General features: G+C 67.0%; 21 protein-coding genes, 1 tRNA gene and 2 pseudogenes. 14 read left to right on the top strand and 10 right to left on the bottom strand.

Annotated features, from left to right (window positions below; translation table 11 throughout):
• Nucleotides 1–541 precede the first annotated feature (541 nt).
• The 4 genes from B5Y19_RS16875 to fabI are packed head-to-tail and all read left to right on the top strand — an operon-like array spanning nt 542 to nt 5,710.
• Nucleotides 542–2,746 carry a DUF3141 domain-containing protein gene (locus B5Y19_RS16875; RefSeq protein WP_079591815.1) on the top strand — a complete coding sequence of 735 codons (2,205 nt, stop codon included), beginning with the start codon at nt 542–544 and terminating at the stop codon, nt 2,744–2,746.
• A 41-nt stretch (nt 2,747–2,787) separates the two neighbouring features.
• A complete protein-coding gene (locus B5Y19_RS16870) occupies nt 2,788–3,726 on the top strand; it encodes a phosphate acetyltransferase (RefSeq protein ID WP_411914158.1) in 939 nt (312 codons plus the stop codon).
• A gap of 4 nt (nt 3,727–3,730) precedes the next feature.
• Nucleotides 3,731–4,912, top strand: a complete 1,182-nt coding sequence (locus B5Y19_RS16865; RefSeq protein ID WP_079591813.1) for an acetate/propionate family kinase — start codon at nt 3,731–3,733, stop codon at nt 4,910–4,912.
• A gap of 12 nt (nt 4,913–4,924) precedes the next feature.
• Nucleotides 4,925–5,710, top strand: coding sequence for an enoyl-ACP reductase FabI (gene fabI, locus B5Y19_RS16860; protein WP_079591812.1), 786 nt, complete (start codon nt 4,925–4,927; stop codon nt 5,708–5,710).
• A gap of 100 nt (nt 5,711–5,810) precedes the next feature.
• Here fabI and B5Y19_RS16855 read toward each other — a convergent pair whose 3' ends face one another.
• The 4 genes and pseudogenes from B5Y19_RS16855 to B5Y19_RS16840 form a co-directional block, all read right to left on the bottom strand.
• Complete coding sequence (locus B5Y19_RS16855; protein ID WP_079591811.1) at nt 5,811–6,719, bottom strand: haloalkane dehalogenase; 909 nt, start codon at nt 6,717–6,719, stop codon at nt 5,811–5,813.
• A complete protein-coding gene (locus B5Y19_RS16850; protein ID WP_079591810.1) occupies nt 6,712–7,308 on the bottom strand; it encodes a TetR/AcrR family transcriptional regulator in 597 nt (198 codons plus the stop codon). Before B5Y19_RS16850 ends, B5Y19_RS16855 begins: the two co-directional genes overlap by 8 nt.
• A gap of 279 nt (nt 7,309–7,587) precedes the next feature.
• Nucleotides 7,588–9,735 carry a mechanosensitive ion channel family protein gene (locus B5Y19_RS16845; RefSeq protein ID WP_079591809.1) on the bottom strand — a complete coding sequence of 716 codons (2,148 nt, stop codon included), beginning with the start codon at nt 9,733–9,735 and terminating at the stop codon, nt 7,588–7,590.
• A gap of 263 nt (nt 9,736–9,998) precedes the next feature.
• A pseudogene (locus B5Y19_RS16840) lies at nt 9,999–11,354 on the bottom strand (IS1380 family transposase).
• A gap of 173 nt (nt 11,355–11,527) precedes the next feature.
• On the opposite strand from B5Y19_RS16840, the pseudogene B5Y19_RS16835 reads away from it, so the two are divergent.
• From B5Y19_RS16835 to B5Y19_RS16820, 4 genes and pseudogenes are all read left to right on the top strand, one after another.
• Nucleotides 11,528–11,760: pseudogene (locus tag B5Y19_RS16835) on the top strand (transposase); the annotation flags it as partial.
• 202 nt (nt 11,761–11,962) lie between these two features.
• Nucleotides 11,963–12,496: a DUF3489 domain-containing protein gene (locus B5Y19_RS16830; protein ID WP_176168646.1), complete on the top strand. Its 534-nt coding sequence runs from the start codon at nt 11,963–11,965 to the stop codon at nt 12,494–12,496.
• An 11-nt stretch (nt 12,497–12,507) separates the two neighbouring features.
• Nucleotides 12,508–12,996: a DUF2924 domain-containing protein gene (locus B5Y19_RS16825; RefSeq protein ID WP_079591807.1), complete on the top strand. Its 489-nt coding sequence runs from the start codon at nt 12,508–12,510 to the stop codon at nt 12,994–12,996.
• Nucleotides 12,993–14,603, top strand: coding sequence for a recombinase family protein (locus tag B5Y19_RS16820; protein ID WP_079591806.1), 1,611 nt, complete (start codon nt 12,993–12,995; stop codon nt 14,601–14,603). Before B5Y19_RS16825 ends, B5Y19_RS16820 begins: the two co-directional genes overlap by 4 nt.
• A gap of 335 nt (nt 14,604–14,938) precedes the next feature.
• Here B5Y19_RS16820 and B5Y19_RS16815 read toward each other — a convergent pair.
• A tRNA-Val gene (locus tag B5Y19_RS16815) sits at nt 14,939–15,013 on the bottom strand.
• A 36-nt stretch (nt 15,014–15,049) separates the two neighbouring features.
• Nucleotides 15,050–15,739, bottom strand: a complete 690-nt coding sequence (gene gph / locus B5Y19_RS16810; RefSeq protein WP_079591805.1) for a phosphoglycolate phosphatase — start codon at nt 15,737–15,739, stop codon at nt 15,050–15,052.
• Between the two features lie 163 nt (nt 15,740–15,902).
• Between gph and B5Y19_RS16805 the strand changes: the two genes are divergently transcribed.
• From B5Y19_RS16805 to B5Y19_RS16795, 3 genes are all read left to right on the top strand, one after another.
• The gene (locus B5Y19_RS16805) at nt 15,903–16,289 is read left to right on the top strand and encodes a hypothetical protein (RefSeq protein WP_055726399.1); all 387 of its coding nucleotides are present in this window, start codon (nt 15,903–15,905) and stop codon (nt 16,287–16,289) included.
• A 108-nt stretch (nt 16,290–16,397) separates the two neighbouring features.
• Nucleotides 16,398–17,099, top strand: a complete 702-nt coding sequence (gene rpiA / locus B5Y19_RS16800; RefSeq protein WP_055726400.1) for a ribose-5-phosphate isomerase RpiA — start codon at nt 16,398–16,400, stop codon at nt 17,097–17,099.
• A gap of 116 nt (nt 17,100–17,215) precedes the next feature.
• On the top strand, nt 17,216–17,716 hold the full coding sequence (locus tag B5Y19_RS16795) for a DUF2059 domain-containing protein (RefSeq protein ID WP_055726401.1): 501 nt from the start codon (nt 17,216–17,218) through the stop codon (nt 17,714–17,716).
• 79 nt (nt 17,717–17,795) lie between these two features.
• Here the strand turns inward: B5Y19_RS16795 and B5Y19_RS16790 are convergent, their stop codons facing one another.
• Nucleotides 17,796–19,223, bottom strand: coding sequence for an APC family permease (locus B5Y19_RS16790; RefSeq protein ID WP_055726402.1), 1,428 nt, complete (start codon nt 19,221–19,223; stop codon nt 17,796–17,798).
• 171 nt (nt 19,224–19,394) lie between these two features.
• Here B5Y19_RS16790 and B5Y19_RS16785 point away from each other — a divergent pair, with 171 nt between their 5' ends.
• Nucleotides 19,395–20,438 carry an SDR family oxidoreductase gene (locus B5Y19_RS16785; protein ID WP_055726403.1) on the top strand — a complete coding sequence of 348 codons (1,044 nt, stop codon included), beginning with the start codon at nt 19,395–19,397 and terminating at the stop codon, nt 20,436–20,438.
• Here B5Y19_RS16785 and B5Y19_RS16780 read toward each other — a convergent pair.
• The 3 genes from B5Y19_RS16780 to B5Y19_RS16770 all read right to left on the bottom strand — a co-directional run bounded on the left by B5Y19_RS16780 (nt 20,419) and on the right by B5Y19_RS16770 (nt 23,479).
• Nucleotides 20,419–21,918 carry a tripartite tricarboxylate transporter permease gene (locus B5Y19_RS16780; protein WP_055726404.1) on the bottom strand — a complete coding sequence of 500 codons (1,500 nt, stop codon included), beginning with the start codon at nt 21,916–21,918 and terminating at the stop codon, nt 20,419–20,421. The two genes, B5Y19_RS16785 and B5Y19_RS16780, sit on opposite strands and share 20 nt — an antisense overlap.
• A 15-nt stretch (nt 21,919–21,933) precedes the next feature.
• Entirely contained in the window at nt 21,934–22,413 is a 480-nt protein-coding gene (locus B5Y19_RS16775; protein WP_055726405.1) for a tripartite tricarboxylate transporter TctB family protein, read from the bottom strand.
• 100 nt (nt 22,414–22,513) lie between these two features.
• The gene (locus B5Y19_RS16770; protein WP_055726406.1) at nt 22,514–23,479 is read right to left on the bottom strand and encodes a Bug family tripartite tricarboxylate transporter substrate binding protein; all 966 of its coding nucleotides are present in this window, start codon (nt 23,477–23,479) and stop codon (nt 22,514–22,516) included.
• Nucleotides 23,480–23,705: 226 nt separating this feature from the next.
• On the opposite strand from B5Y19_RS16770, the gene B5Y19_RS16765 reads away from it, so the two are divergent.
• Together B5Y19_RS16765 and gor are read left to right on the top strand one after the other, a co-directional pair.
• A complete protein-coding gene (locus B5Y19_RS16765; protein WP_055726407.1) occupies nt 23,706–24,971 on the top strand; it encodes an O-antigen ligase family protein in 1,266 nt (421 codons plus the stop codon).
• The gene (gor, locus tag B5Y19_RS16760) at nt 24,964–26,334 is read left to right on the top strand and encodes a glutathione-disulfide reductase (RefSeq protein ID WP_055726408.1); all 1,371 of its coding nucleotides are present in this window, start codon (nt 24,964–24,966) and stop codon (nt 26,332–26,334) included. The genes B5Y19_RS16765 and gor overlap by 8 nt, the downstream gene beginning before the upstream one ends.
• The last annotated feature ends 45 nt before the right edge of the window (nt 26,335–26,379 follow it).

The following is a 26,379-nucleotide window of genomic DNA, read 5'->3' as shown; positions in this document are numbered from 1 at the left end:
AAGTGTCGGACGCAGCAGTGCTTTCTTCTGAGGACATTCAAAGCAGCGGACGCGGTCGGGAATAGTAAGTTACAGTTGGCTACGCACGCGGAAGCTCGGTTCACCCGCAGGGGAGAGCGGCTTGGCGACGACTTCCTTGAGCGCGTCAGGTCGCGATTGCTGAGATAGAGATACGCGATCTGATCCTCGTGTCATCTCGTCGCTGCGCTTGGCAGGTCTGCTCCCCACCGGCAGCGTTCATCTGACGACCTCCACAGGGCGAACGAGAATTTGCGGGGCGATGCGGTCCGACAGCGCATTCGGCGATGCAAGTTGTCCCTAAGGGCAATACGCCAACGCCGCCCAATATGGTGGTGTGGGTGCCGTACGCGGTGGAGATGCCTGACAGAGGCAGCACCACACGTCGGAGGAAATGCGCGCTGGGCTACGCATGAACAGCGACACGGTGTTGGGCCATGCTCCAGCGTCGTGTTTGATGGATCGCAGGATCCCTCGCGGCGACGTCGAAAGCCCGCTCAAACCTGAACTCCGGAGTGCCGTTATGGCCAAAAACCCCTCGGACGCCTTCGCCGACGCGCTCTCCTACGCGACCGACGCCGGGCAGCGCATGGTGTTGTTCCTGGACGCCTTGCGCCAGCGCGGCCTCCAGTATGAAGAGCACCTGTCTCAGCTCGCTCCAAATGTCCTGGACTACGACGCGGAGCTGGTTTGCGACGGGCGCCAGTTTCTCCGGCCGGTGAACTACGTCCTGGTGCGAATTGTGCCGCCTCAGGGCACGGTCATCGACAAGACCAAGCGCCCCTTCGTCATCGTCGATCCGCGCGCGGGCCACGGACCTGGCATCGGCGGCTTCAAGGCCGATAGCGAGATCGGCGTGGCGATGAAGGCCGGACATCCCTGCTACTTCATCGGCTTCCTGCCCGAAGCTGTGCCCGGGCAGACCATCGAGGATATCGCGCTCGCCGAGGCGGTTTTTCTCGAGACCGTCATCGCGCGCCATCCGGAGGCGGACGGCAAGCCATGCGTGGTCGGGAACTGCCAGGCCGGCTGGGCGGTCATGATCCTGGCGGCTCTCAGGCCCGAGCTGTTCGGGCCGATCATCCTGGCTGGCTCGCCCCTGTCCTACTGGGCGGGCGTGAAGGGCCAGAACCCGATGCGCTACGCCGGCGGCCTGCTGGGCGGGAGCTGGCTGACGGCCCTCACCAGCGACCTCGGTGCGGGCACCTTCGACGGCGCCTGGCTGGTCCAGAACTTTGAGAACCAGAACCCGGCCAACACGCTCTGGAGCAAGCAGTACAACCTCTATGCGAAGATCGACACGGAGGTGGAGCGCTATCTCGGCTTCGAGAAATGGTGGGGCGGTCATGTCACGCTGAACGCAGAGGAAATCCAGTTCATCGTCGATGAGCTCTTCATCGGCAACCGGCTGGCCTGCGGCGAGATCCGGGCCTCCGACGGCACGGCCATCGATCTGCGCAACATCCGCTCGCCGATCGTCGTCTTCTGCTCCAAGGGCGACAATATCACTCCGCCCCAGCAGGCGCTGGACTGGATCCTCGACCTCTACGGCAGCGTCGACGAGATCCGCTCCTATGGGCAGACGATCGTCTACGCCATCCACGACAAGATCGGGCATCTCGGCATCTTCGTATCGGCGGGGGTGGCGCGGAAGGAGCATGACGAGTTCGCCTCCAATATCGACTTCATCGATGTCCTGCCGCCCGGCCTTTACGAGGCGGTCTTCGAACCGAAAGCCGGGGCCGAGGCAAACCCGGATCTGGTCGGCGGCGAATGGGTGATGCGCTGCGAAGCGCGAACTCTCGACGACATCCGCGCACTCGGCGGGAACAACCTCGACGACGAGCGCCGCTTTGCGACCGCCGCCCGCGTGTCGGAGGTCAATCTGTCGCTCTACCGGGCGCTGGTTCAGCCGTGGATCCAGGCAACCGCCAATCCCGTCATGGCGCAGGCGATGCGGGCCCTGCATCCGCTGCGCTTGCAATACGAGGTGTTCGGCGCGCGGAATCCGTTCCTGTCCTGGCTCGACCTGGTGGCACCGCAGGCGCGCCTGGAGCGGCAGCCGGTTGCCGACGACAACGTCTTCCTCAAGATGCAGGAAGCCGCTTCTGAGCAGATCGTCGGCGCGCTCGACAGCTGGCGCCAGATGGTCGAGCAGCTGTCCGAGCAGGTGTTCCGCGGCGTCTATGGATCGCCCTTGCTGCAATCGGCCGTCGGGATCGACACGCGTTCGCAACACCGTCCGCGAAGCGCGCCCAAGAGCAAATTACACGCCGAACTCCTGGCGAAGCGCATCGAGGAGCTGCGCGCCGGCATGGCATCCGGTGACATGCTCCACGCCTGCGTGCGGGCGCTGCTCTATGTCGGCATGGCGCGGGAGAGCGCCGACGAACGCAGTTTCGAGGCGATCCGGCGGTTGCGAAGGCAGGGCGAGGATGCCCGGCGCCTGACGTTGAGCGAATTCAAAGCGCTGACGCGCGAACAGTTTTTCATGTTGCTGATCGATCAGGCCGAGGCCTTGCGGACGCTGCCCGGCCTGTTGCCGTCCGACCATGGGAGCCGGGCGGACGCGCTCAAGCTCGTCGAGCAAGTGGCGACGGCGCGCGGCCCGCTCTCGGGCGAGGCGGCGGAGCAGCTCGAAGAAATCCGGAGCCTGTTCGATGTGGCCGCGCCGGTGGGGTCCAACCCGCCCGGCAAGCTGCACATCGCCACGCGACAGAGGGCTTGAGGATGCACTCCGCCGACGACAGCAGATCGGATGCAGGCTCCATGCAACCGGGCTCCAAATACGACAGGCTGATCGCGGCGGCGCGCAGCAATCCTCCGGCTCTGACGGTCATCGCCCACCCTTGCGACGCCACCTCGCTTCGCGGCGCGCTCGAAGCGCGTGACGAGAGGCTGATAGCGCCAGTTCTGGTGGGGCCGCGGCACAGGATCATCGAAGTCGCCAAGGCCGAAGGGCTGGATCTCGGAGGCATCGAGATCGTCGACACGCCGCACAGCCACGCCTCGGCGGCTGAAGCCGTGAAGCTCGTCCGGGAAGGGCGCGGCGAACTCTTGATGAAGGGAAGCCTGCACACCGACGAGCTGATGCGGGAGGTTGCCGCCTCCGCCACCGGGCTGCGCACGGAAAGGCGCATCAGCCACGTCTTCATCATGGACGTGCCCGGCCATGCCGAGACGCTCTTCATCACCGATGCGGCGATCAACATCTTCCCCGACGTCGACGCAAAGCGGGATATCGTCCAGAACGCCGTCGATCTCTGGGCCGGGATCGGCCTCGGCGTCCCGCGCGTCGCAATACTGTCCGCCGTCGAGACCGTGACGACCAAGATTCCATCGACGATGGAGGCAGCGGCGCTGTGCAAGATGGCCGATCGCGGCCAGATCACCGGCGCCCTGGTCGATGGCCCGCTCGCCTTCGACAACGCCATTTCCCCGGAGGCCGCCGAAATCAAAGGCATCAAATCGCCCGTGGCCGGGCGGGCGCAGATCCTCGTCGTCCCCGACCTCGAGGCCGGCAACATGCTCGCCAAGAACCTGACCTTCCTCTCACATGCCGACGCAGCCGGCATCGTCCTGGGCGCGCGCGTGCCGATCGTCCTGACCTCGCGGGCCGATACGGTCCGGACGCGCCTGGCATCATGCGCCGTGGCAGCGCTCTATGCGGCCGCCCGGCGAAGGGCCTCTTCCGTGGCGGCGGTCTGAGTCGATGGATGCGATCCTTGTGGTGAATGCAGGCTCATCGAGCCTCAAGTTCCAGATCTTCACCGTCTCCCAAGGGAAACTGACGCGCCAGATTCGGGGGCAGCTCGACGGCATCGGGCAGCGGCCGCGTCTGCGCGCTTTCGACGCCAAGGGTACGTCCCTTTTCGACCTGACCTTCCAGCGCGAGGAGGTACCCGACCTCCCGGCGGCGATCGACAGGACACGAACCTGGCTGCGCAGCCTGGAGGGCTTCAACCTCTTGGCTATCGGTCATCGCGTCGTGCATGGCGGCCCCGACTACGCCGCGCCGACCATCATCGACCACGCTCTTCTCGACAAGCTCGCGACCTATGCCGAGCTGGCGCCTCTGCACCAGCCCAACAATCTGCTGCCGATCCGGCTCGCGATGGAGATCAACCCGGATGTGCCGCAGGTCGCCTGCTTCGACACGGCCTTCCATCGCGATCACCCGGATCTGGCCGATTTCTACGCTCTCCCTCTCGCGTTTCACCGCGAGGGCATACGGCGCTACGGCTTCCATGGGCTGTCATATGAGTATGTCGCCGGTCGCCTCCGTCAGATCGCGCCGCAGCATGCCGCCGGGCGGGTGATCATCGCCCATCTCGGCAGCGGCGCCTCGATGTGCGCCTTGCTCGACGGACACAGCGTCGAAAGCACGATGGGGTTCACGGCGCTCGATGGCTTGCCGATGGGGACCCGCCCCGGGCAGCTCGACCCCGGTGTCGTGCTGCACCTGATCATGCAGAAGGGGATGCCAGCGGAGGCCGTCTCAAAGCTGCTCTATCACGAGGCCGGCCTGAAGGGGCTGTCGGGCATCTCCAACGACATGCGCGATCTGCTCGCGAGCAAGGATCCGCGCGCGGCCTTCGCGATCGATCACTTCGTCTATCGCTGCGCCCTCAACATCGGCTCTCTGACCGCGGCGCTTGGCGGGCTCGACGCTTTCGTCTTCACGGCAGGTATCGGCGAAAATGCGCCCGAGCTGCGGGAGCGCATCGTTCACCGCATGGAATGGCTGGGAGCGGCGCTCGATCCGGAAGCCAACAGAGCCGGTTCGTCGCTGATCTCGACGCCCACAAGTCGCGTGGCTCTCTACGTCGTTCCGACCGACGAGGAGCTGATGATCGCCGGGCATACCCTGAGACTGATCACCGCCACTCATTGAGCCGAGGCCGTCATGACCATTCCGACCGTGAAGGCGAAACTGCTGGAGGGCAAAAGGGGCCTGATCGTTGGTATCGCCAACGAGAATTCCATCGCCTGGGGCTGCGCCCGGGCGTTCCGCGCTTTCGGCGCCGAGCTGGCCGTGACCTATCTCAACGAGAAGGCGCGCCCCTATGTCGAGCCGCTGGCCCGGCAGCTCGAAGCCCCGATCGTGCTGCCGCTGGACGTTGCCGTTCCCGGGCAGCTGGAGCACGTCTTCGAGCAGATCGCTGAGACCTGGGGCGAACTCGACTTCGTCGTCCATTCCATCGCCTTCGCGCCGCGCGACACGCTGGCCGGGCGCGTCACCGATGCGCCGCTCGAAGGTTTCCTGAAGACGATGGAGGTCTCGTGCTGGTCCTTCATCCGCATGGCGCAGCTGGCGGAGCCGCTGATGAAGAACGGCGGGACGCTCTTCACCATGACCTATTACGGCTCGCAGATGGTCGTGGAGAACTACAACATCATGGGGGTGGCAAAGGCGGCGCTTGAATCCGCCGTCCGCTACATGGCCGCCGAGCTGGGGCCGAAGGGAATCCGCGTGCACGCGATTTCACCTGGGCCGCTGGCGACGCGCGCCGCTTCGGGCATCCCCGAATTCGACGCCCTGCTGGAGAAGGCCAAGCGCAAGGCGCCAGCCCGCGAGCTCGTCGCCATCGACGATGTCGGCGCCGCAACCGCCTTTCTCGCGCATGATGCGGCCCGGCTCATCACAGGCCAGGTGCTCTATATCGACGGCGGATATCACATCGTCGATTGAGCTCACGATGCCGCGCCGCAAACACTCCGGGTACCGATAATCCGTTGAAGTCGCGCTGGGCGAGGCGGGCAGTCGCTCCGCCTGCCCGCCTCGATATCTCTCAGGCGTCGATGTCGGCCAGGGATTTGGCATTCGTCGCGATGGCGCGGATCTCGTGGGCAACCCTGTCGGCGATGGCCTTGGGGTGGTCTTCCTGCAGGTAGTGCCGGCCTTCGCCGAGCAGGACGAAGTCGCAGTTCGTCAGCCCGGCGGCGAAGGCGGCGCCGAATGCCGGCGAAACCAGTGCGCCGGGATCGCCTGCGAAGAGCATCTTGCGATAGGTGGAGGCTGCGAGCGCTTGATGGGCCCGGGTCAGCCGGTCCCAGACATCGGCGGGTTGCCGCTCGATAGGCAACTCGTTCGGCAGGCGCCACATCGGCACGCGACTCTCGCGGGTCGGAAATGGCGCGCGATAGGTCGCCATTTCTTCGGGAGCGAGCGGGCGGACAATCGAGCCCGGCAGGATACGCTCCACGAAGACATTGCCGTCGAGGATGAGTTCCTCGCCGATGCCGGGCGTCCGGAACTTACGGAAAGTGTCACGGGCTGCTTCGCTCTGGTGAAAGTCGGCCCAGCGTTCCATCGGCCGGATGAATTCCATGAAGGCAAGCCCGGTCACCAGATTGGGACGGCGAGCCGCCAGATCGAAGGCAAGGGCCGTACCCCAGTCCTGCGCCACCAGATAGGCCTGCTCGATTTCCATCGCGTCGATGAAAGCGTCGAGATAGCGGGCCTGATCGGCGAAGCGGTAAGAGATCGGCGGCTTGCCTGACTGGCCGAAGCCGATGAGGTCGGGGGCAATACAGTGGGCGGTGGAGGCGACGCCGGGGATAATGTCGCGCCAGATGTAGGACGAGGTCGGATTGCCGTGGAGGAACAGGGCGACGGGACCGCCCGACTCTCCGGCGCTGCGGTAGGCCATGCTGGAACCCAGCACTTCGACAGTCGGCAAACGTGTATCTTCAGTCATGCGGCGTCTCCCGGAAGGTTGTTTCGAAGGCGATGCGGCGGAAGCGGTCGAGCGGAGCGCGGCTGCGCTCTACCTTCATGCGAAGAATCGCGCCCTGCCACGAAGCGAGCAGGAATTCGGCGAGGTCATCCGGGGCAAAGCGGGCCGGAATGGTGCCGGCCTGCTGGGCCGCGGCGATGCAGGCGGCAAAAGGTTTGAGCCAGTCGGCGAAGATCTCGGCCAGGCGCTGGCGCAACAACTCGCTCGCCTGGGCGGTTTCGAGGCTGAAGTCGCCGATCAGGCAGCCGCGGGTGAAATCGTCCGCCGCGAGCCGCGCGGTGATGATTTCCAGATAGCGCAGCAGGCGCTCGCGCGGGGCAAGGCTCGCATCGCCGAGGGCCTGCTCGACCAGCTTCGTCGTGTGGGCGAAGTAGTCGTCCAACACCTCCGCCGCAAAGGTCTCCTTCGAGCGGAAGTGGTTGGTGAATGAGCCCTGAGGCACCCCGGCCTCGGCCACCACGTCGCGGACGCCGGAGCCGTGATACCCCTGCCGGAACATCACTCGGAGGCCGGCCGCCTTGATGGCATCTCTGTTCGATAGCTTTGGCATGGCGCTAAATAAGTACGTACGTATTGTTGTGTCAAGGCGGTCTCCACATTGTTGAAGTCGATGGCGAACGAGATCCAGTGGTCAGGCCCTTCCCACCGCATATTCTTGCCCCCCGCCAGAGGGCGTAGGCCATCCCGGCCCGGGCTGGTCAGGTTGCCATGGTCGTCAGCCTGACTGACCAAGCGGCCATCGCCGATTGCGGCCAGGGCTTCCACTGTGTTGTGGGGCGCCGGACAATGCTGCGGCGCCGGCGACGCACATCAGCGTTACTGGCGCGCGCTACTTGCCCGCCGTGTCGGCCGCTTCGGCTTTCGCCGCTTCGACCTTGGCCGCGGTTATGATCTGCTGCGCGGCAGCGGCGTCCTCTCCGCGGCCTTCGACATGCACTGTCGGATGGGCGAACTTGATACCGGCATCGTCGAACGCCGTCTTGAGGCGCAACATCGCCTTCCGACGGACGCCCGCCTGCTGGCCGGGCCGAGTCGTCATCTTGAAGCGAAGCTGTATGGCATAATCGCCGAACTGCTCGACGCCCTGCATCTTCATCGGCTCGATGATGTCAGGCGCCAATTCGGGATCCGCCAGAAGCTCTTGACCGACTTTCTTGGAGATCTTCCGCGCCTTTTCCAAGTCGCTGTCGTAGGTGACATTGATCATGAATTTATCGATGACCCAGTCGCGACTCATGTTTTGAATGGCGCCGAGTTGCCCGAAGGGCACGGTGAAGACTGGGCCTCGATGATGGCGTAGGCGAACGGACCGGAGCGAGAACGACTCGACTGTCCCCTTGAAGCTACCGCTCTGGATGTATTCGCCGACACGAAATGCATCATCCAGGAGGTAAAACATGCCGCTGATAATGTCCCTGACCAGGGATTGAGCGCCAAAGCCGATGGCGACTCCTAGGACACCGGCCCCGGCGATGAGCGGGCCGATCTCGAAACCGAGCGCAGCGAGTGCCGTCAGGCCTGCGATCACCGCGATGGCCACGAAAAGAACGTTTCGGAAGATCGGCAGCAGGGTGCGAAGCCGCGCCCGGCGGATAGCTTCGTTGGAACCGGGAGCGGTGTTCTCCACTGGGTCCGCCAGGGTACCGTCGACGGCGGCCGTGATGATCTGCCACACGAAGTCGGCCAGCAGGAGGATGACGACGCTGGCCAGGGCACCGCGCAACAGCCGCATCAGCAGGTTGTCCCGGTTCGTCAGCCCGACCAGGTCGACATGCCAAATATGGGCCAACCAGAAAGTCGCGGCGATAAGGATGACCAGCCGCACCCCGCGCTCGAGGCAAACCTCCGCGATGTTGTGCCTAATCGGCGCCGACGCGGCACCCTCGATCGGTCTCAGGAGATGGCCGACAGCTGCCTTTCCGATCGAGATAGCCTTGGGCAGTGAGGTCACGAAAACGGCAATCCAGAACATGCCGAGCAGCCCGGCTGCCCAAAGGAACCACAAGGCGACCCCATAGGCGGACAAGCCGATGCTCTTCACAATCCTGGAGAAACCCGGAGTGATGTCAGCACTGTCGTTCGGTCTGCTCCAGATTGCTTCCAAACCAATGACCAGAAGGCCGAGACCTAGAAGATAGGCCGCGGCGAATCGAAAATTGCTGGGAAAGCCCAGATCAACCAGGATGCCGACGATCGACCACCCGAATGCGAAGTAGCCAACGAACAGCCCGATACGCCGCCGCCAATAGGTGGCGTGGTCAGGCTTGACCGGAACGATCTGTTGATCAGACCAATCGCTTGCCACGGGCTTCGGCGGAAACATCGCGAAATCCAGCAGGGCCAGCGCGCCCCGCGTGATGAGAACGGCGACGAGAAGCGCGAGCATGATCTGCTTCAGCAGCGGTGGCCAGGCGAACAGCAGGAAGGCGCCCAGGCTGCCCGCGGCAAAGATCGCGATGCCGGCAATGAGTGTCGCCAGCCGCAGCCCCGCGGTGCGGAAACGCTCCTTGACCGAAAGGACTGGCCTGTTCCCGAGTGAGGCCCGATAGTGGGCGCTCAAGGCCCAGCACAGTCGCTCGGCACCGAGACCGAGGATCAGAAAGGTCGAAAGCAAAAGCGTCAGCCGAGCCGTGCTGGTTGTCCCCAGCTCATCACCCAGCAAGCGGGCGGCCCGCGCGAGCTGCGTCGGCAACTGCGGAACTGCTGTAGCGGTTGAAGCGATGTGGTCGCGTACGCTGGTGAGCCGGGCCGCAAGTCGATTGGAAAGCGGAGGCTCCAGAGTTGCGGCCTCTGTGGAAGCCGGGGCTGGCTCGGTCTTGCCGGCCTGCTGGATCCAGCGTCGCACGCTCGGATCTTCGAGCAGTCGTAACAGCTCCTTGGCTTGGGCAGGGAGGCTTGCATCCTGTTCCTGCGCATGGGCACCGGCTGTTCCCCAGGCGGCGAAAGCGCACCAAACCAAAATCAGCAAGCTGCGCATCTAGCCCTCAAGGCCGTATCATCGAAGAGCTGTAGTCCGTCGGGTCGATGCACCGTTTTTGAGCATGCCCTCACCAGTATCGCTGATAGCTTATCGGTGCGCTAGCCCATCGTATTCATGAAGGCTTGTCTGCATGAGCATCTGGGGCGACGGCGCGGCAAGCCGTTGCGTGTTTTTCACCGCATCGGCGGAGTGAACTTGAAGAATGCGTTGGAGGATTGGGCTTCAGTTCGTCGGGGCGCTCACGGCCCCGCCGACGCCGATTATGGGGCGGCGCCACGTGGCCGTGGCGCGAGCGCGGTGACGAGCCCCTGGAACAGATCGGCCTCGGGATGACAGGTCGCATAGGAGAGCCGAATGCGACTGATGGTTTCCTGGGCCCGGACGGCGATCTTCACGAGGCGCAGTCGTAGGGTCGAGAACTCAGCCTTCGCCAGATCGCGGGCGGCCGGGACGGCGTCGTGGACGGCGAGCAGGAGCCAGTAGGCGGCGGTGTGAAGGACGAGCCGAACCTGGTTGGCGACCGCCCTTCGGCACGACGTGCGATCCGAGGCGAGATGGGCCTTGTGCGCCTTGATCAGGTTCTCGGCTTGGCCGCGGGCGCTGTAGAGGGTCTCATAGACGATCCGCGGGCTGGTGGCCGCGAGGTTGGTGACGACGAAGCGGATGTCGAGCCCGCGTCCGGTCGCTTCGATGCGCGCGACGGCCCGGCGCTCGCGGCGCCAGCTTTTGGCCTTGTGACGGGCCTCGGCGAAGTCTCTCACCCGATCGGCGTTCTCGACCACGCGTCGGGTGCGCACGGCATCGGCGGTCGCCTCGATCTTGGCGGTGAGGAGTCGCGTGCCGGTGAGCCCGAAGAGGTAGGTAACGCCGTTGTCTTCGCACCAGTCCATGGCTTCGGATCGGGCATAGTGTCCGTCGCAGCGGAAGGTGACGCGGGTCGTCGGCCACCGTCCGCGGATGTGCCGCACCAAGCGGCGGATGTGGGCGCGGACCTCGACGCCCGACGGCGTCTTGCCGGCTCTGAGCACGATGGCGACAGGACGGCCCGTCGCGGTGTCGTAGACGTGGATCGGCAGGAAGCAGCGCTCGTCGTAATGGGCGTTGAACAGCGACAACTGCTGATGACCATGGACGACGTCGCAGGTGTCGTCGATGTCGAGGGTGACGCCGGCCGGCGTCCGATCGTAGCTGGCCATCCACTGATCGACGAGGGCATAGGTCAGCCGGATGGCGTCGCGCACCGTGGGCGCGTTCTCCAGGCGCTATAGGGTTGGCTGCGACGCCAGGTCCGGGTCACTCTCGGGTAGCTGACCGTAGGCGAGCTTGAAGGCCGGATCAGCCCGCAGCGGCCCGAAGTCGTTGCAGTCCTCATACCCGCAGGCGATCGCGAAAATGCGGGCGCGGATCATGTCGGCCATCGCGTGCGTCACCCGTGCCGGGGCTCGCCGGTCGGGCATCAGCGCGGCGAGCCGGCTGGCAATGCCGAGCCGGCGTTCAGCCTGGGCCAGCAGCATCACGCCGCCATCCGACGACAGGCGTCCGCCGTCGAAGGCAGCTGTGATCTTCTTGCGCCCCACGACTGGAAACGAGAACGGCGAAACTGTATCGTCGGTCATGGCGGATGTGGCAGCCGAGGAGGGACGGGAAGGATTGGCTTCAACAACCGAATCCTACGTTACATCAAAAGCTTACGCTGCATCCGCCAGCTCAATGAGCCGCCCCGGTGAATGATCCGGGCTAGGACGCAAAGCCCGCTGGATCGCCTCGACCTGACTGTGACGCCGCCTGCTTGATCGGTGCTGGCGGTAGCAACATCGTCCAGCCGATGGCGGCGCGCGCCAATGGGGTTGGCTATGACCAGCTTCATCATTCATCGCAAGCGGTGTTTGGGACGCCGCCCCGCGCGAGAAGATCTTGCTCACCGAGGCCGGCAGGATGATCGGCGGGGAAGACGCCTGGCTCATCGTCGATGACACGGCGCTCCCGAAGAAGGGAACGCACTCGGTCGGCGTGGCGCCGCGCAGCAATGCGCTTCAGCGCTCGGTAAGCGGGCGTTTCAGGTTCCGCTCAGTCGACTGGACTTAGCTGTGGAACGGAGCAAACCTGCTGTCGGCCGGGCGCTGGATACGCGCCTGAGCCTCTCCAGCAGCCCTGCCGGGTGATCCCGGCCAGGGCTTGCGCTGGTGACGGCGATGGGCCGTCGCGAGCGCGATGGAGAGCGATGATGATTGATCTGACCGAGATGCAGGCTGCTGCGTTGAGTGCCGCCTGCGAGCGTTCCGATGGGGCGATCGTCCTGCCGGCGAGCTGGCGTGGCGCTGCCGTTCGGGCCTTCAACGCCAGGCTGCTCGTGAAGGGCTGGGCCCAGGAGGTCGTGGTCGATGGCGCCAGCGTCAGGCCCTGGCGCAAGGGTGCGGATGGAACCTGCTATGGGCTGGTGCTGACGCCGGCCGGCCGGAACGTCGTCGCTATCGAGCGCGAGGCGGATCGCACAGCGGCTGAGCCCGCGGCCCAGGCGGCGCGTCCTGCAACCAAGCTGGCGCTGCTGCTTGAGCAGATGTCCTGCATGCAGGGCGCCACGCTCGCGACATTGACGGCAGCGACGGGCTGGCAACCGCATACGGTGCGGGCCGCAGTGGTGCGCCTGCGCCAGAAGGGACATGCGATCGAGCGCGATCGTGGGGCCGATGGCGTGAGCCGCTACCGTCTCAACAGCTCCGGGGCTGCCGAGACCACGACCACTGCGCCGGCGGCGTGAGGCCGCGCGCCATGGTAAAGACCGTACAATCCGAAGGTGCCATCGCGTCGGGGGGCATCGATGCCGAACTGGCCGCTCTCGGCCCCGACGGGCTGCGGGCGGCCTGGCGGCGGACAGTCGGCAAGCCGATCCCAGGGCATATGCCGAACAGCCTGCTGCTGCGCATTCTGGCTTATCAGCAGCAGGCGAAGCGGCAGGGCGATCTCAGCCGCCGGAGCCAAAGACTGCTCGACCAGCAGGCGAAGGCAGGGAAGGGCGAGGATCGGAGCGGGGCTGGCGCAACGGCAGCGGCGTCTGTGGCTGCACAGCGTGTGCTGAAGCCCGGCACACTGCTGGTGCGCGAGCATGACGGGGTGATGCACCAGGTCACGGTCATGGCCGATGGCTTTGCCTGGCGCGGCGAGAGCTATGCCAGCCTGTCACGGGTCGCTCTGGCGATCACCGGCACCCGTTGGAACGGGCCACGCTTTTTCGGGCTCGACCGCGCAGGGCGCTCATGACCCGGTCTGCTCCCACTCCCCTGCGCTGCGCGATCTACACCCGCGTCTCTACCGATCATGGCCTGGAACAGGATTTCAACTCGCTCGACGCTCAGCGCGAGGCGGCCGAAGCCTTCATCAGGAGCCAGGCTCACGAGGGCTGGCGATTGTTGCCCCAGTCCTATGACGATGGCGGCTTCTCGGGCGGTTCGCTGGAGCGGCCGGCTCTGCAGCGCCTGCTCGGTGAGGTCGAGGCGGGACGCATCGACATCATCGTCGTCTACAAGGTTGACCGGCTGACCCGCTCGCTCACCGACTTCGCCAGGCTGGTCGAGCGCTTCGATGCGCGGGGGGCCTCATTCGTCTCGGTAACCCAGGCCTTCAACACCACCAGCAGCATGGGTCGGCTGACGCTGAACGTGCTGCTCTCCTTCGCCCAGTTCGAGCGCGAGGTCACCGGTGAACGCATCCGCGACAAGATCGCCGCCTCCAAGCGCAAGGGCCTGTGGATGGGCGGGCCGGTGCCGCACGGTTACCGGGTTGAGGCGCGCAAGCTGGTGATCGATCCACAGGAGGCGCAGACCGTCCGGTCCATCTTCACGCAGTATCAGGAACTGCGCTCGATCCCTGCTCTGCAGCAGGCGCTGCGGCTTCAGGGCATCCGCTCGCGAGTGCGGATGCGGACTGCTGGAACGAGCATCGGCGGGGTGCCGCTGACCAACGGGCCACTCGGCCATATCCTCAGGAACCGGATCTATCTCGGCGAGATCAACCATCGCGGCAACAGCTACCCGGGCGAACACGAGGCGATCGTCACAACCGAGCAGTTCGCTGCGGTGCAGGCGATCATGGCGGCAAACACGGTCAAGCGCCGCAGCCTGCGCGTCACCTCGCAGGCCCTGCTGACGGGCCTCCTGAAGGACGATCGCGGCCATGCCATGAGCCCGAGCCATGCGCTCAAGAAGGGGGCACGCTATCGCTATTATGTCTCGCAGGCCCTTCTGCAGGGGCGCAAGGCCGAAGCCGGCTCGCGTCCGCGCATCGCCGCCGAGCCGATCGAGAGCATCGTGCTCCAGCACCTCAGGCCACTGGCGACGATGCGGCCGCCGGCGGATCAGCAACCGCCGCGCTCCGATGCCGGGCTCATCGAGGAGCTCGTCGAGCAGGTCGTCCTTGGCAGTAGCGAGATCAGCATCCGTCTCCGAGCCGAAGCCGGTCCCGCTGGCCAGCCCCGGGCTCTGAGCATCCCCTGGACGCCGCCATCGGCGACGCGCCGCCGCGAGGTCATCGCCGTCGCGGGGCTGGGCGAAGGCCGGGCGGCAGCACCGATGAAGGCGGAGAACCGGCAGAAGCTGATCCGGGCGCTCGCGCAGGCCCGTGCCTGGCTGGCCGAGCTGACCCGGGGGGAAGCGATCGACACGGCGGGCATCGCTCGTCGCGAGGGCTGCAGCGAGCGGGCGGTGCGGATGCGGCTCTCGCTCGCCTTCCTTGCTCCCGACATCGTCGAGGCCGCCATCGCCGGGCTCCTGCCGCGGGCGCTCGGCCTCACCCGCCTCAGCGACCTCCCCATGGACTGGGCCGCGCAGCGACGCGCCCTCGGTATCCGGGATACGATAGCCGCAAACTGACACTCCTCCCGAACGACAACTCACGAAACGGCACCGGAGCCATCCGGTGCCGTTCTCGCTGTGCAGCGAGCCGGCGATATCCGGCGTAGCCGCGAGGCCGGGCAAGGCGGAAGCGAACGGCGTCTCTGCTGCCGATCGAACCGGTCTCAGCCGGGCGATACAGACAAACGCGCGGAAAAAGAAATCAGCGTCACGGAGACGGGCTGGAGAACGAGGCCGAAACGGCCGGCACGAATCGGGCGGAGACGGGGCTCCACAAGCTTGTGGTCGGCAACCCTTTGAGATCAGGCCGCTATCGCAAACGAAGGCAAACACTCGTAAATTGCATGAGTGTTTGGTGGGCGGCACAGGGATCGAACCTGTGACCCCTCCCGTGTGAAGGGAGTGCTCTACCGCTGAGCTAGCCGCCCGGACCGGCCCTCTCCTAGTCGGCGCGCTTCATGCCGTCAAGGACGTGCTGGCACCGGATCGAGCGCGCGGGCGACCGCCGCCGGCAATTCGCCGAAATGCTGGATGACGAAATTCGGCTCCAGCGTCTCGATCGGCACGTCGGTATAGCCGAAGGGCACGCAGATCGAGGGGATTCCGGCGGCGCGGGCCGTGGCGATGTCGGTGCGCGAATCGCCGATCATCACGGCGCGCTGCGGATCGGCCTGTGCGGCTTCGATCGTCAGGGTGAGGTGGCGCGGGTCCGGCTTGAACCACGGGAAGCTGTCGCGCCCGGCCACCGCGGCGAAGCGCCCGGCGATACCGAAATGGTCGAGGATCAGGCGGGTGTGCAGGATCGGCTTGTTGGTGCAGACCGCGAGCGCGTAGCCCTCCTCGGCAAGGCTGTCGAGCGCATCCGTCACGCCGTCGAACAGATGGCTCTGCGAGGCGACGTCCTCGGCGTAGATCGTGAGGAAATCCTCGAACAGCCGTTCCAGCGTCGCCGCATTGAGCGGCCGGCCGGAAACCTTGAAGCCGCGCTCGATCAGCGCCCGCGCCCCGGCCCCGACGAGCTCGCGCGCCCGCTCCAATGGCAGGGCCGCGAGGCCCTCGCGGACCAGGATGACGTTGAGCACGCGCATGATGTCCGGTGCCGTCTCGGCGAGCGTTCCGTCGAGATCGAAGACGACGATGGGAAGCAGGCTCATGGCGGGGCATCCGGAGAGGAACAGGAGTCTTGGTTACAGGAGTCTTGGTTAAAGGTGTTCCTGCGCGGGCGGCAAGCCTTCCGCCGTCATGGCCGCAAATTCGCCGCGCATGATGGTATCGTCTGCACGATTCGCCGTACGCGGGGCGACAGGGAAGACAATCATGGTGAAGATCCTGGGAAGACGGGGCCGCGTGCTGGGCGCTGCGATGGGGGCGGGCTTCGGGCTGCTGGCTGCGGCTCCGGTCCTGGCGGGACCCTTCGAGTTCGCGCCGTCGCCGCAGACCGACCTCAACCGCGTCTATCGCGTCGACCGGGCGACCGGCGAGGTCGGGGCCTGCCAGTTCCAGCTCAAGGAGGGCGGCGTCGGCCTGACGGTCTGCTTCCCATCCGGCGAGGGGGCGGGCCCGCAGACGCCCTCCGACTATTCGCTGATGCCGTCGCGGCACGAGCGCGAAGGCGGCATCTTCCGCGTCAACCTGCGTACCGGCGAAATGAGCATCTGCTACGTCTTCGACGACAAGACTGTGTGCACGCCGCAGGTGAAATGACGCCTGGCGGCGGCGCGGCGCTGGACTCCGAAGCCCGGTCGCGGCAGGACTGCGCCGCTATCCGCGGTGGATAGCGGCCTAATCTCCGCGACCGAACCGGGCAGGACCATGAACGCCGACGATCTGAAGAAGCAGGCTGCCGCCCGCGCCCTCGAGCTCGTGCGCCCGGGCATGCGGCTCGGCCTCGGCACGGGCTCGACGGCGAAGCATTTCGTCGACCTGCTCGGCGCCAAGGTCGCGGCCGGGCTCTCGGTGATCTGCGTCGCCACCTCGGAGGCGACCCAGGCCCAGGCCCTGTCCCTCGGCATCCCCATGTCGACCCTCGACGAAACCCCGGAGCTCGATCTCACCGTCGACGGCGCCGACGAGGTCGATCCGCAGCTGCGCCTGATCAAGGGCGGCGGCGCGGCGCTGCTGCGCGAGAAGATCGTCGCCGCCGCCTCGGCGCGCATGATCGTGATCGCCGACGACGGCAAGCTGGTGCAGAAGCTCGGTCGCTTTCCGCTGCCCATCGAGGTGGTTCCGTTCGGCCTCGAGGCCACGCGCCGCGCGGTGGCGCAGGCGGTGGAGGCGGCGGGGGCGGCGGGCGAATTGGTGCTGCGCCGGCGCCCGGACGGCGCCATTCTCGTCACCGACGGCGGCCATCACATCCTCGACGCCCATCTCGGCGCGATCGAGCGGCCGGAACTGCTGGCCCAGGCGCTCAACGTGGTGCCGGGGGTCGTCGAGCACGGCCTGTTCATCGGGCTCGCGGCCGGAGCCATCCTGGCCGGGGAGGGCGGGCTGACCATCCTCGGCGGGATCGAGTGATTCCATTTCGGCCGGATCCACGCTAAGGAACGCGCCATGAAAGCCGGCCCGGCGCGGCCGGCGGCGTAGCCGGGTCCCTCCGGCCGGTTCGTTCAACGATGAAGGGGTTTCAACGTATGATCCGTCGTTCTCTCGCCGGCGCTATCCTCGGTCTGGCGCTCCTCTGCGCCGCGCCGGCTCTCGCTCAGGGACAGGCGCCGACGCCGGCCCATCTGCAGGCTGCGCGCGAGGTCGTGGAGCTGACCGGCGTGTCGCAGAGCATCGACAACATCTACAAGGAATTCAAGGACAACGCGAAGGAGCTCATCGGGCCGACGCGGCCTGAGCTGCTCAAGGACATGGAGGAGGTCGTCGCCGCGCTCAAGCCGGAGTCCGACAAGCGCGCCGAAGAGATGACCGCGACGGCGGCGACGGTCTTCGCCAGCAAGATGACCGAGGCCGACCTCAAGGAGGTTGCGGCCTTCTTCAAGTCGCCTGTCGGCCAGCGCTACAACGCTCTGCGCCGCGACGCCATGGACGACCTTCTCACCGTGCTGCAGCCCTGGAGCGTGCAGACCAGCAACTATCTCTTCGATCGCTTCTCGCAGGAAATGCGCAAGCGCGGCCACGCGCTCTGACGCCGCGCTGCGCCAGGTCGGGTACTGCATCGAAGACGCCTCCCCGCCGCAAGCGGGGAGGCGTCTTCGTTTGCGCGGGTCAGTTCACCGGGCCCGTGCCGCCGATGTCCTCCATCAGCGGGTCGCTGACCCGGGTCCCGGTCCTGCGATTGATCAGGACCGTGACGACCCAGAGCACGATGCCGACGCCGATCAGCACACCGGCGATCGAGTACTGGACCGAGGCACGGCCGGTCCACGGGCCGGCCAGGAAGGCGCAGGAGAGCCCGCCGATCACCGGCAGGAAGGTCGGCGTGCGGAAATGCTCGTGCTCGACCTTGTCCTTGCGCAGGACGAGCACGGCCACGTTGACGACCGTGAACACGCAGAGAAGCAGCAGCGCCGTCGTGCCGCCGAGAGCCGGCACCTCGCCGACGAAGGTGATCAGCGCGAAGGCGAGCAGGCTGGTGAAGCCGATCGCGACATAGGGCGTGCGCCGGGTCTCGTGCACTTTGCCGAGAAACGGCGGCAGCACGTGCTCCCGGCTCATGCCGTAGACGAGCCGGCTTGCCATCAGCATGTTGATCAGCGCGCTGTTGGCCACCGCGAACATGGTGATGAAGCCGAAGATCCAGAGCGGGAAATTCGGCGCTCCGGCCTGGACGACCTTGAGCAGCGGCGTCTCGCCTTCGCCGAGCTGCTCGGGCGGGACCAGCGTGATCGACGAGATCGAGACCAGCACGTAGATGACGCCGGTGATGGCGAGGCCGGCGAGCAGGATCCTGGGGAAGATGCGGGTCGGGTCCTTGGTCTCCTCGGCCATGTTGACCGAGTCCTCGAAGCCGACCATCGCGAAGAAGGCGAGCGTCGTCGCCGCGATCACCGGCCAGAACATCCCGCCATCGGCCGTGGTCTTGAACTGCATGACGCGCGAGACGTCCCCCTGGCCGGCGGCGATCGCCATCATGCCGATGGTGATGATGATCAGCAGGCCGGTGAGCTCGACGCAGGTCAGCACCACATTGGCCTTCACGCTCTCGCCGACGCCGCGCAAGTTGACGATCGCGACTAGCGCCATGAAGGCGAGGCCGATCGCCGTGATGCCGACACCTGAGAGCCCGAGCTCGAAGGCGTTCGACAGGTTGGCGGCGAAGGCGCGCGAGGCCGTCGAGGCCGAGGTGATGCCGGAGCACATCACCGCGAAGGCGACGATGAAGGTGACGAAATGGATGCCGAAGGCCTTATGCGTGTAGAGCGCGGCGCCGGCGGCCCTGGGGTATTTCGTGACGAGTTCGAGATAGCTGAAGGCTGTCATCATCGCGACCGCGAAGGCCACGAGGAAGGGCAGCCAGACCACGCCGCCGACCTGGTTGGCCACCTGGCCGGTCAGGGCGTAGATGCCGGTGCCGAGAATGTCGCCGACGATGAAGAGCAGCAGCAGCCACGGCCCCATGACGCGGTGCAGGCTGGGCTCGGTGGCGGGCTGGCCGGTCGTCCCGGCCTGCTCGCCAAGCGTGGTATCGCTCATCGATAGTCTCCCTCTGCCGCGGCATCGAAGGCGATGCCGGCTCTGGGACAACAGGTTTCCGCCGTATTTGTTCAGCCCTTGCCGGGTGCGCGGTGGGTTTGGCGGCGCTGGCATCCGCAGAAAACTCGCCCTATGTGCGGGCGTCCAAGCCGCAGCTCCGGAGCCCGGATCATGACCAGCGAACCCGTTCTCGTGACCGGAGGCTCCGGCTTCCTTGCCGGGCACTGCATCCTGCAGCTGCTGCGGGCCGGCCACGATGTCCGCGTCACGCTGCGTGCGCCGGCGCGCGAGGCCGCTTTGAGGGCCGCCCTGGCGAAGGCGGGCGTCGATGCCGGCTCGCGCCTCGAGGTCGCCATCGCCGATCTGATGCGGGACGATGGCTGGGACGAGGCGGCCAAGGGCTGTTCGCATGTCCTCCACGTCGCCTCGCCGCTGGCCGCGGCCGCGCCGAAGGACGAGGACGAGCTGATCCGCCCGGCGCGCGAGGGCACGCTGCGCGTGCTGCGGGCGGCGCAGCGGGCCGGCGCGAAGCGCGTGGTCCTGACCTCGTCCTTCGCGGCGATCGGCTATGGGCGCGTGCTGAAGCGCCCCTATGACGAGCGGGACTGGACCAAGGCGGACGCGCCCGGCCTTGCCGCCTACCCGAAATCGAAGACGCTGGCCGAGCGCGCCGCCTGGGATTTCGTCGACGGCGAGGGCCAGGGGCTGGAGCTTGCCGTCGTCAATCCGGTCGGCATCTTCGGCCCGCTGCTGGGGCCGGACCTCTCGGCCTCGATCCTGCTGCTGAAGACCATGCTGGAGGGCAGGCTCTGGGCCGTGCCGCGGCTGATGTTCGGCGTCGTCGATGTCCGGGACGTCGCCGATCTGCATCTGCGCGCCATGGTGGACCCGGCGGCGGCGGGCGAGCGCTTCCTCGCCACGGCCGGCGATTTCATGACGATGCAGGCCATTGCCCAGGTGCTGAAGGACGGCCTCGGCGCGCGCGCCGCCGGTGTTTCGACGCGCGTTCTGCCGGATTGGCTGGTGCGCTTCGCCGCCCGCTTCAGCGCGACGGCGCGGCAGGCGGCGACGCCGGAGCTCGGCCGCCTGAAGAATGCGACCAGCGCCAAGGCGATCGCCATGCTGGGCTGGCAGCCGCGCCCGGCGGCGCAGGCCCTCGTCGCGACCGGCGAGAGCCTGTTTGCGCTTGGCCTCGTCAGTCCTCCGAGGCCTTGAAGCGGTTCAACCCCTTCATCACGAAGGGCGCCACCAGCGCCAGGAAGGCGATGCCGAGCAGCGTTGCCGAGCCGGGATTCTCCAGCAGGATCATCGGGTCGCCGAGGCTGATCTGCAGCGCGCGGCGCAGCTGTTGCTCCGCCATCGGCCCGAGGATGAGGCCGACCACCATCGGCGCCACGGGATAGTCGTAGCGGCGCATCAGATAGCCGACGAAGCCGAACAGGAAGAGCATGGCGAGCTCGACCGGCGAGCTGTTGACCGCGAGCGTCCCCATCGTCGCGAAGACGAGGATGCCGGCATAGAGCCAGGGCTGCGGGATTGCGAGCAGCCGGACCCAGAGCCCGATCAGCGGCAGGTTCAGGATCACCAGCATGACGTTGGCGATGAAGAGCGAGGCGATCAGGCCCCAGACCAGGTCCGGCTTCTCGGCGAAGAGCAGCGGGCCGGGGTTGAGCCCGTATTGCTGGAAGCCGGCGAGCATGATCGCCGCCGTCGCCGAAGTCGGCAGGCCGAGTGTCAGCAGCGGCACCAGCGTGCCGGCGGCCGAGGCGTTGTTGGCGGCCTCCGGCCCGGCGACGCCCTCGATCGCGCCCTTGCCGAACTCGTCAGGGTACTTGCAGAGCTTCTTCTCGGTCGAGTAGCTCAGAAAGGTCGGGACCTCGGCGCCGCCGGCCGGCAGGGCGCCGATCGGGAAGCCGAAGGCGGTGCCGCGCAGCCAGGGCGCCCAGGAGCGCTTCCAGTCCTGCTTGGTCATCCACAGCGAGCCCTTGATCGGGATGATCTCCTCTGGGTCGCGGAAGCGCTTCGAGGCGACGTAGAAGGCCTCGCCCACCGCGAAGAGGCCGACGGCGAGTGTGGTGACCTCGACGCCGTTGAGCAGCTCCGGCACGCCGAAGGTCAGCCGCGCCTGGCCCGTCAGCTTGTCGATGCCGACGAGCCCGAGCGTGATGCCGATGAACAGGCTGGTGAGGCCGCGCAGCGGCGAGTCGCCGAAGGTCGCAGATACCGTGACGAAGGCGACGATCATCAGCGCGAAATAGTCCCAGGGGCCGAACTTGACGGCGAGCTCGACCAGCCAGGGCGCCAGGAAGGCGAGCCCGATCGTGGCGATCAGGCCGGCGACGAAGGAGCCGATCGCCGAGGTCGCCAGCGCCGGGCCGCCGCGGCCGGCCTTGGCCATCTTGGAGCCTTCGAGCGCGGTGGCGAGCGAGGCGCTTTCGCCCGGCGCGTTGAGCAGGATGGCGGTGGTCGAGCCGCCATACATGCCGCCATAGTAGATGCCGGCGAACATGATCAGCGAGCCGGCCGGGTCGAGCTTGAAGGTGACCGGCAGCAGCAGCGCGACCGTCAGAGCCGGGCCGATGCCGGGCAGCACGCCGACGGCGGTGCCGAGGAAGACGCCGACCAGGCAGAACAGCAGCTTGGAGGGCTCGATCGCGACGGAGAAGCCGTGCAGCAGGGAGAGCAGGGTGTCCATGGTTTCAGCCCTCGCTCACAGGAAGAGGCGTTCGAGCGGGCCGGACGGCAGGATCAGCGTCAGGACCTTGGCGAAGACGAGGAAGATGGCGAGGCCGAGCACGAAGCCGATCGCGGCGTCGACCAGCAGCGCCTGCCGGCCCATGCCGCGCGCCGTGCAGGCGAAGACGACAGCGATGGCGATGATGAAGCCGCCGCCCAGGCCGATGCAGGCGATCAGGAAGATCAGGCCGCCGGCGATCCACAGCAGGGCCTTGCTGTCCGCCTCTTCCGGCTCCGGCAACCCCTCACGGAAGGCGACGACGAAATGAGCGAGGCCGAGGACGACGAGCCCGGTCGCCACCACATAGGGCATGGCCGTCGGGCCGACGCCGTAGGTGGAGGTGATGGTCTGCTGCGAGGCGTCGTAGCCGACCAGAGCGGCCACGATCAGCAGCAGCACGCCCACGATCAGGGCAGGCTTGTTGGCTCCGTGCCTGTGAGACTCGTTCGTCATGGCGTTCCTGCGGTGAGGCTGGCGCCTTCGAGGCGCTTCTTGAGGTGAGAAAAGGGGGCCGGTCTCCCGGCCCCCGTCGCTTCTGGCAGTGGCGTCTGGCTTACTTCACCAGGCCGACTTCGGTCATGACCTTGGAGACGCGCTCGATCTCGTTCTTCAGGAACGTCTCGAAGGCGGCGCCGGCAAGGAAGGAGTCATCCCAGCCGCGGGCCTGGAGGATCTCCTGCCACTCCTTGGACTTGACCATCTTCTCGACGGTGTCGGTCAGGGCCTTGGTCTGCTCGGCCGAGAGGCCGGGAGGGGCGACGACCGAGCGCCAGTTCAGCAGCTCGAGATCGATGCCCTGCTCCTTCAGCGTCGGAGCGTCCGGGGCGTTCGGCAGGCGCTTGGGCGAGGAGACGGCGAGCACGCGCAGCTTGCCGGCCTTGATCTGGCCCTCGAACTCGCCATAGCCCGAGACGCCGGCCGTGACGCGGCCGCCGAGCATCGCCGCGAGGGCCTCGCCGCCGCCCGAGAACGGGATGTAGTTGATCTTCTTGGCGTCGGCGCCGACGGCCTGGGCGAAGAGCGCGGCGAGGATGTGATCGGTGCCGCCGGCCGAGCCGCCGGCCCAGGTCACCTTGGCCGGATCGGCCTTCAGGCGCTCGGCCAGGTCCTTGGCGGTCTTGAGCGGGGAATCCGCCGGCACGACGATGACCTCGGCCTCGGCGGTGAGGCGTGCGATCGGCGTCACCTGGGTCAGGTTGACCGGCGACTTGTTGAGCAGGATCGCGCCGACCATGACGAAGCCGTTGACCATCAGCTGGTGGCCGTCGCCCTTGGCGCCGATGAGCTGGGCGAGACCGATGGTGCCGCCCGCGCCGGTGACGTTGGTGACCTGCACGCTCTTGACGATGCCGGCGGCCGTCAGCGCCTGCTGCATCGAGCGTGCCGTGCCGTCCCAGCCGCCGCCGGGCGCCGCGGGGGCCATGATCTTCAATTCGTTCAGCTGCGCGAAGGCCGCGGTGGAGAGGGCGGCGAGCGCCACGGCGGTCACGGCTGCGCGCTTCAGGATGGATGTGAGCATGAATTCCTCCGCTTGCGGGCATTGCCGCGGGTTTTTTCAAGGCGGCTCCGCCTGTGGCACCTCGCCGCGCCGGTCGTCAATTGCGCCTGATTGCATAATCGGAAGTCAAGAATTTTCGGTCGCCGGCGCCTTCCGCGACATCTTCTGCATCTTTTGGTCTACGACCACCCGGGCGGGTTGCGAGAAGGCTCTGGCGGGCATCGGCTTGATCGCGTAAGCGCAGGCCATGAGCCAATCGATCGCTTCCAGCCAAGCGATGCCGGCCGCCTCGGCCCTTTCGCTGCGCCTCGCCCGGGCGGGAAATCTCCTGCTCGTGCTGCTGCCACTGGCGATGTGGCTCGCCAATCGCTCGGCGCCGCTCATGCTGGGGCTGGCGGCGCTCTGCTTCCTGGGCGCGGCCCTTGCGGACCAGGGCGCGCCGGCCTTCCTGCGGCGTCTGCGCGATCTGGCGCTGACTCCGATAGGCCTGGCGCTCGGCGCCTTCCTGCTCTGGTCGCTGGTCTCCATCCTGTGGAGCCACCGACCCATCGCCAGCCTCGTCATGTGGGGCGAACTGGCGATCCCGCTTGCATGCGGTCTCCTCATCGCCGCCTCCGGCTGGTTCCGGCCGCGGCCGGCCTGGCTGAGGGCGCTGGCGCTGGCGATCATCCTTGCGTGCGTCCTGGTGATCATCGAGCTCGTCTCCGGCATGTCGCAACGCGCCACGCTCGGCATCGGCAAGCTGATGAGCTTCGTCTTCAACCGCCCGGCGATCACCGCGCTCGTGCTGGCCATGCCGACGATCCATGGCCTCTGGAACCTCCCGGCGGGGCGCCGGTCCGACCGGATCCTGGCCGTGATCCTCGCGCTGGCAGTCGCCACCTGTGCACTGCGCTCGGAGAGCGCGTCGGCACGGCTGGGCGTCGCCGTCTGCGCGATTGGCTGGCTGTTGGCGGTCTATTGGCCGCGCCTGACGCTGGCGGCCGTCGGCTGCGCCTTCGTCCTGACTTTCACGATGGCGCCGGTGCTCGGCGTTGCCGCCCAGAACTGGCTGCCTTCGCTTATCCTGAATCGTTTCTCCGCCATGACGGGCCAGGCCCGCATCGATATCTGGCGGAGCTTCGGCGAGGTGGTGTGGGTGCGGCCGGTCGCCGGTGCCGGCTTCGGGGCCTCGGCCTCCATGGAGCGGCATCCCGTGGCGGCGGCGGTTGCGCCGGAGCACAGGACGTTGCTCGGCGTCGGCCATCCGCACGACATGCCGCTGCAGGCCTGGGCCGAGACCGGGATGATCGGGGCGGGCATCCTCGTCCTGGCGGGCCTGCTTCTGCTGAGGCGGCTGCGCCATTTGCCGGCACGTGAGATGGCGCCGCGCCTTGCATTGTTCGCCGGGGCCTTCGCGATCTCCGTCGTCGGGCACGGCGCCTGGCAAGGCTGGTGGATTGCCGTTCTGGGGGCCGCGATCCTCTGGTTCGGTCCCGGCGCGGCGGCGCCACAAGGAGAAGACCATGGCTGAGTTCGACGTCGATCTTTTCGTCATCGGGGCAGGCTCGGGCGGCACGCGCGCGGCGCGGATCGCGGCCGGCCACGGCGCTCGCGTGATGATCGCGGAAGAGGACCGGATCGGCGGCACCTGCGTGATCCGCGGCTGCGTGCCGAAGAAGCTCTTCGTCTATGCCAGCCGCTTCGCCGAGGATTTCGAGGATGCGGCGGGCTTCGGCTGGACGCTGGGCGCCAAGCCCAGCTTCGACTGGCCGACGCTGCGCGACGCCGTGGCGAACGAGGTCACGCGCCTCTCGGGCCTCTATCGCAAGGGGCTCGAAGGCGTGAAGGCGCAGATCCGCGAGGAGCGGGCCGTCGTCGAAGGCCCGCATGAGGTTCGCTTGCAGAAGAGCGGGCATCTCGTCCGCGCCCGGCACATCCTGGTCGCGACCGGCGGCTGGCCGTCCTTCGATCCGCCCATCCCCGGCGGCGATCTCGCAATCTCCTCCAACGAGATCTTCCATCTGCCAGCTTTGCCGAAGCGGATGCTGGTGGTCGGCGGCGGCTATATCGCGCTGGAGTTCGCGAGCCTGTTCGCGCGCCTCGGCGTCGCGGTCACGGTGCTGCACCGCGGCGACAACATCCTGCGCGGCTTCGATGAGGACCTTCGCACCCGCCTGCGCGATGCGCTGGCCCATGCCGGCATCACCTTCCGGCTCGGCTGCACGGTCGAGCGCATCGAGCAGCTTGAGGACGGCTCGCGCCGCGCCCATTGCGCCAGCGGCGATCCGATCGAGGCCGATGTCGTCCTCGTCGCCACCGGCCGCCGGCCGAACACGAAGGGCCTTGGTCTCGACAGGGCCGGCGTCGAACTCGGCCCGCTCGGCGAGGTCATTGTCGATGCGGCGTCGACCAGCAGCGTGCCCTCGATCCATGCCGTCGGCGACGTCACCAACCGCGTCAACCTGACCCCCGTCGCGATCCGCGAGGGCCAAGCCTTCGCCGACAGCACCTTCGGCAGCAGGAACTGGACGGTGGATCACGCCACGATTGCCTCGGCCGTCTTCACCACCCCCGAGATCGGCACGGTCGGCTTCTCGGAAGCGCAGGCGGTGGCCGCAGGCCATGCCGTCAAGATCTTCGAGTCCGGCTTCCGCCCGATGAAGGCGACGATCTCCGGCCGCCATGAGCGTACCTATATGAAGCTCGTCGTCCACGCGGAGACGGACAAGGTGCTCGGCGTCCATATCCTCGGACACGATGCCGGCGAGATCGTGCAGGCGGTCGCCATCGCGGTGACGATGGGGGCGACCAAGGCGGATTTCGACCGCACCGTCGCCCTGCATCCGAGCGCCGCCGAGGAACTCGTGACGATGCGCACGCCCCGCGCCGGCTGAGCGGGGCGGCAATCCCAGCCATGCGCTGAGGCGGAGGCGGTCCGC

The organism is Allobosea thiooxidans, from assembly GCF_900168195.1.
GTDB lineage: Bacteria > Pseudomonadota > Alphaproteobacteria > Rhizobiales > Beijerinckiaceae > Allobosea > Allobosea thiooxidans.
The sequence above is the reverse complement of the archived record's forward strand: the minus strand, read 5'-3'. Positions and strand labels throughout refer to the sequence as shown.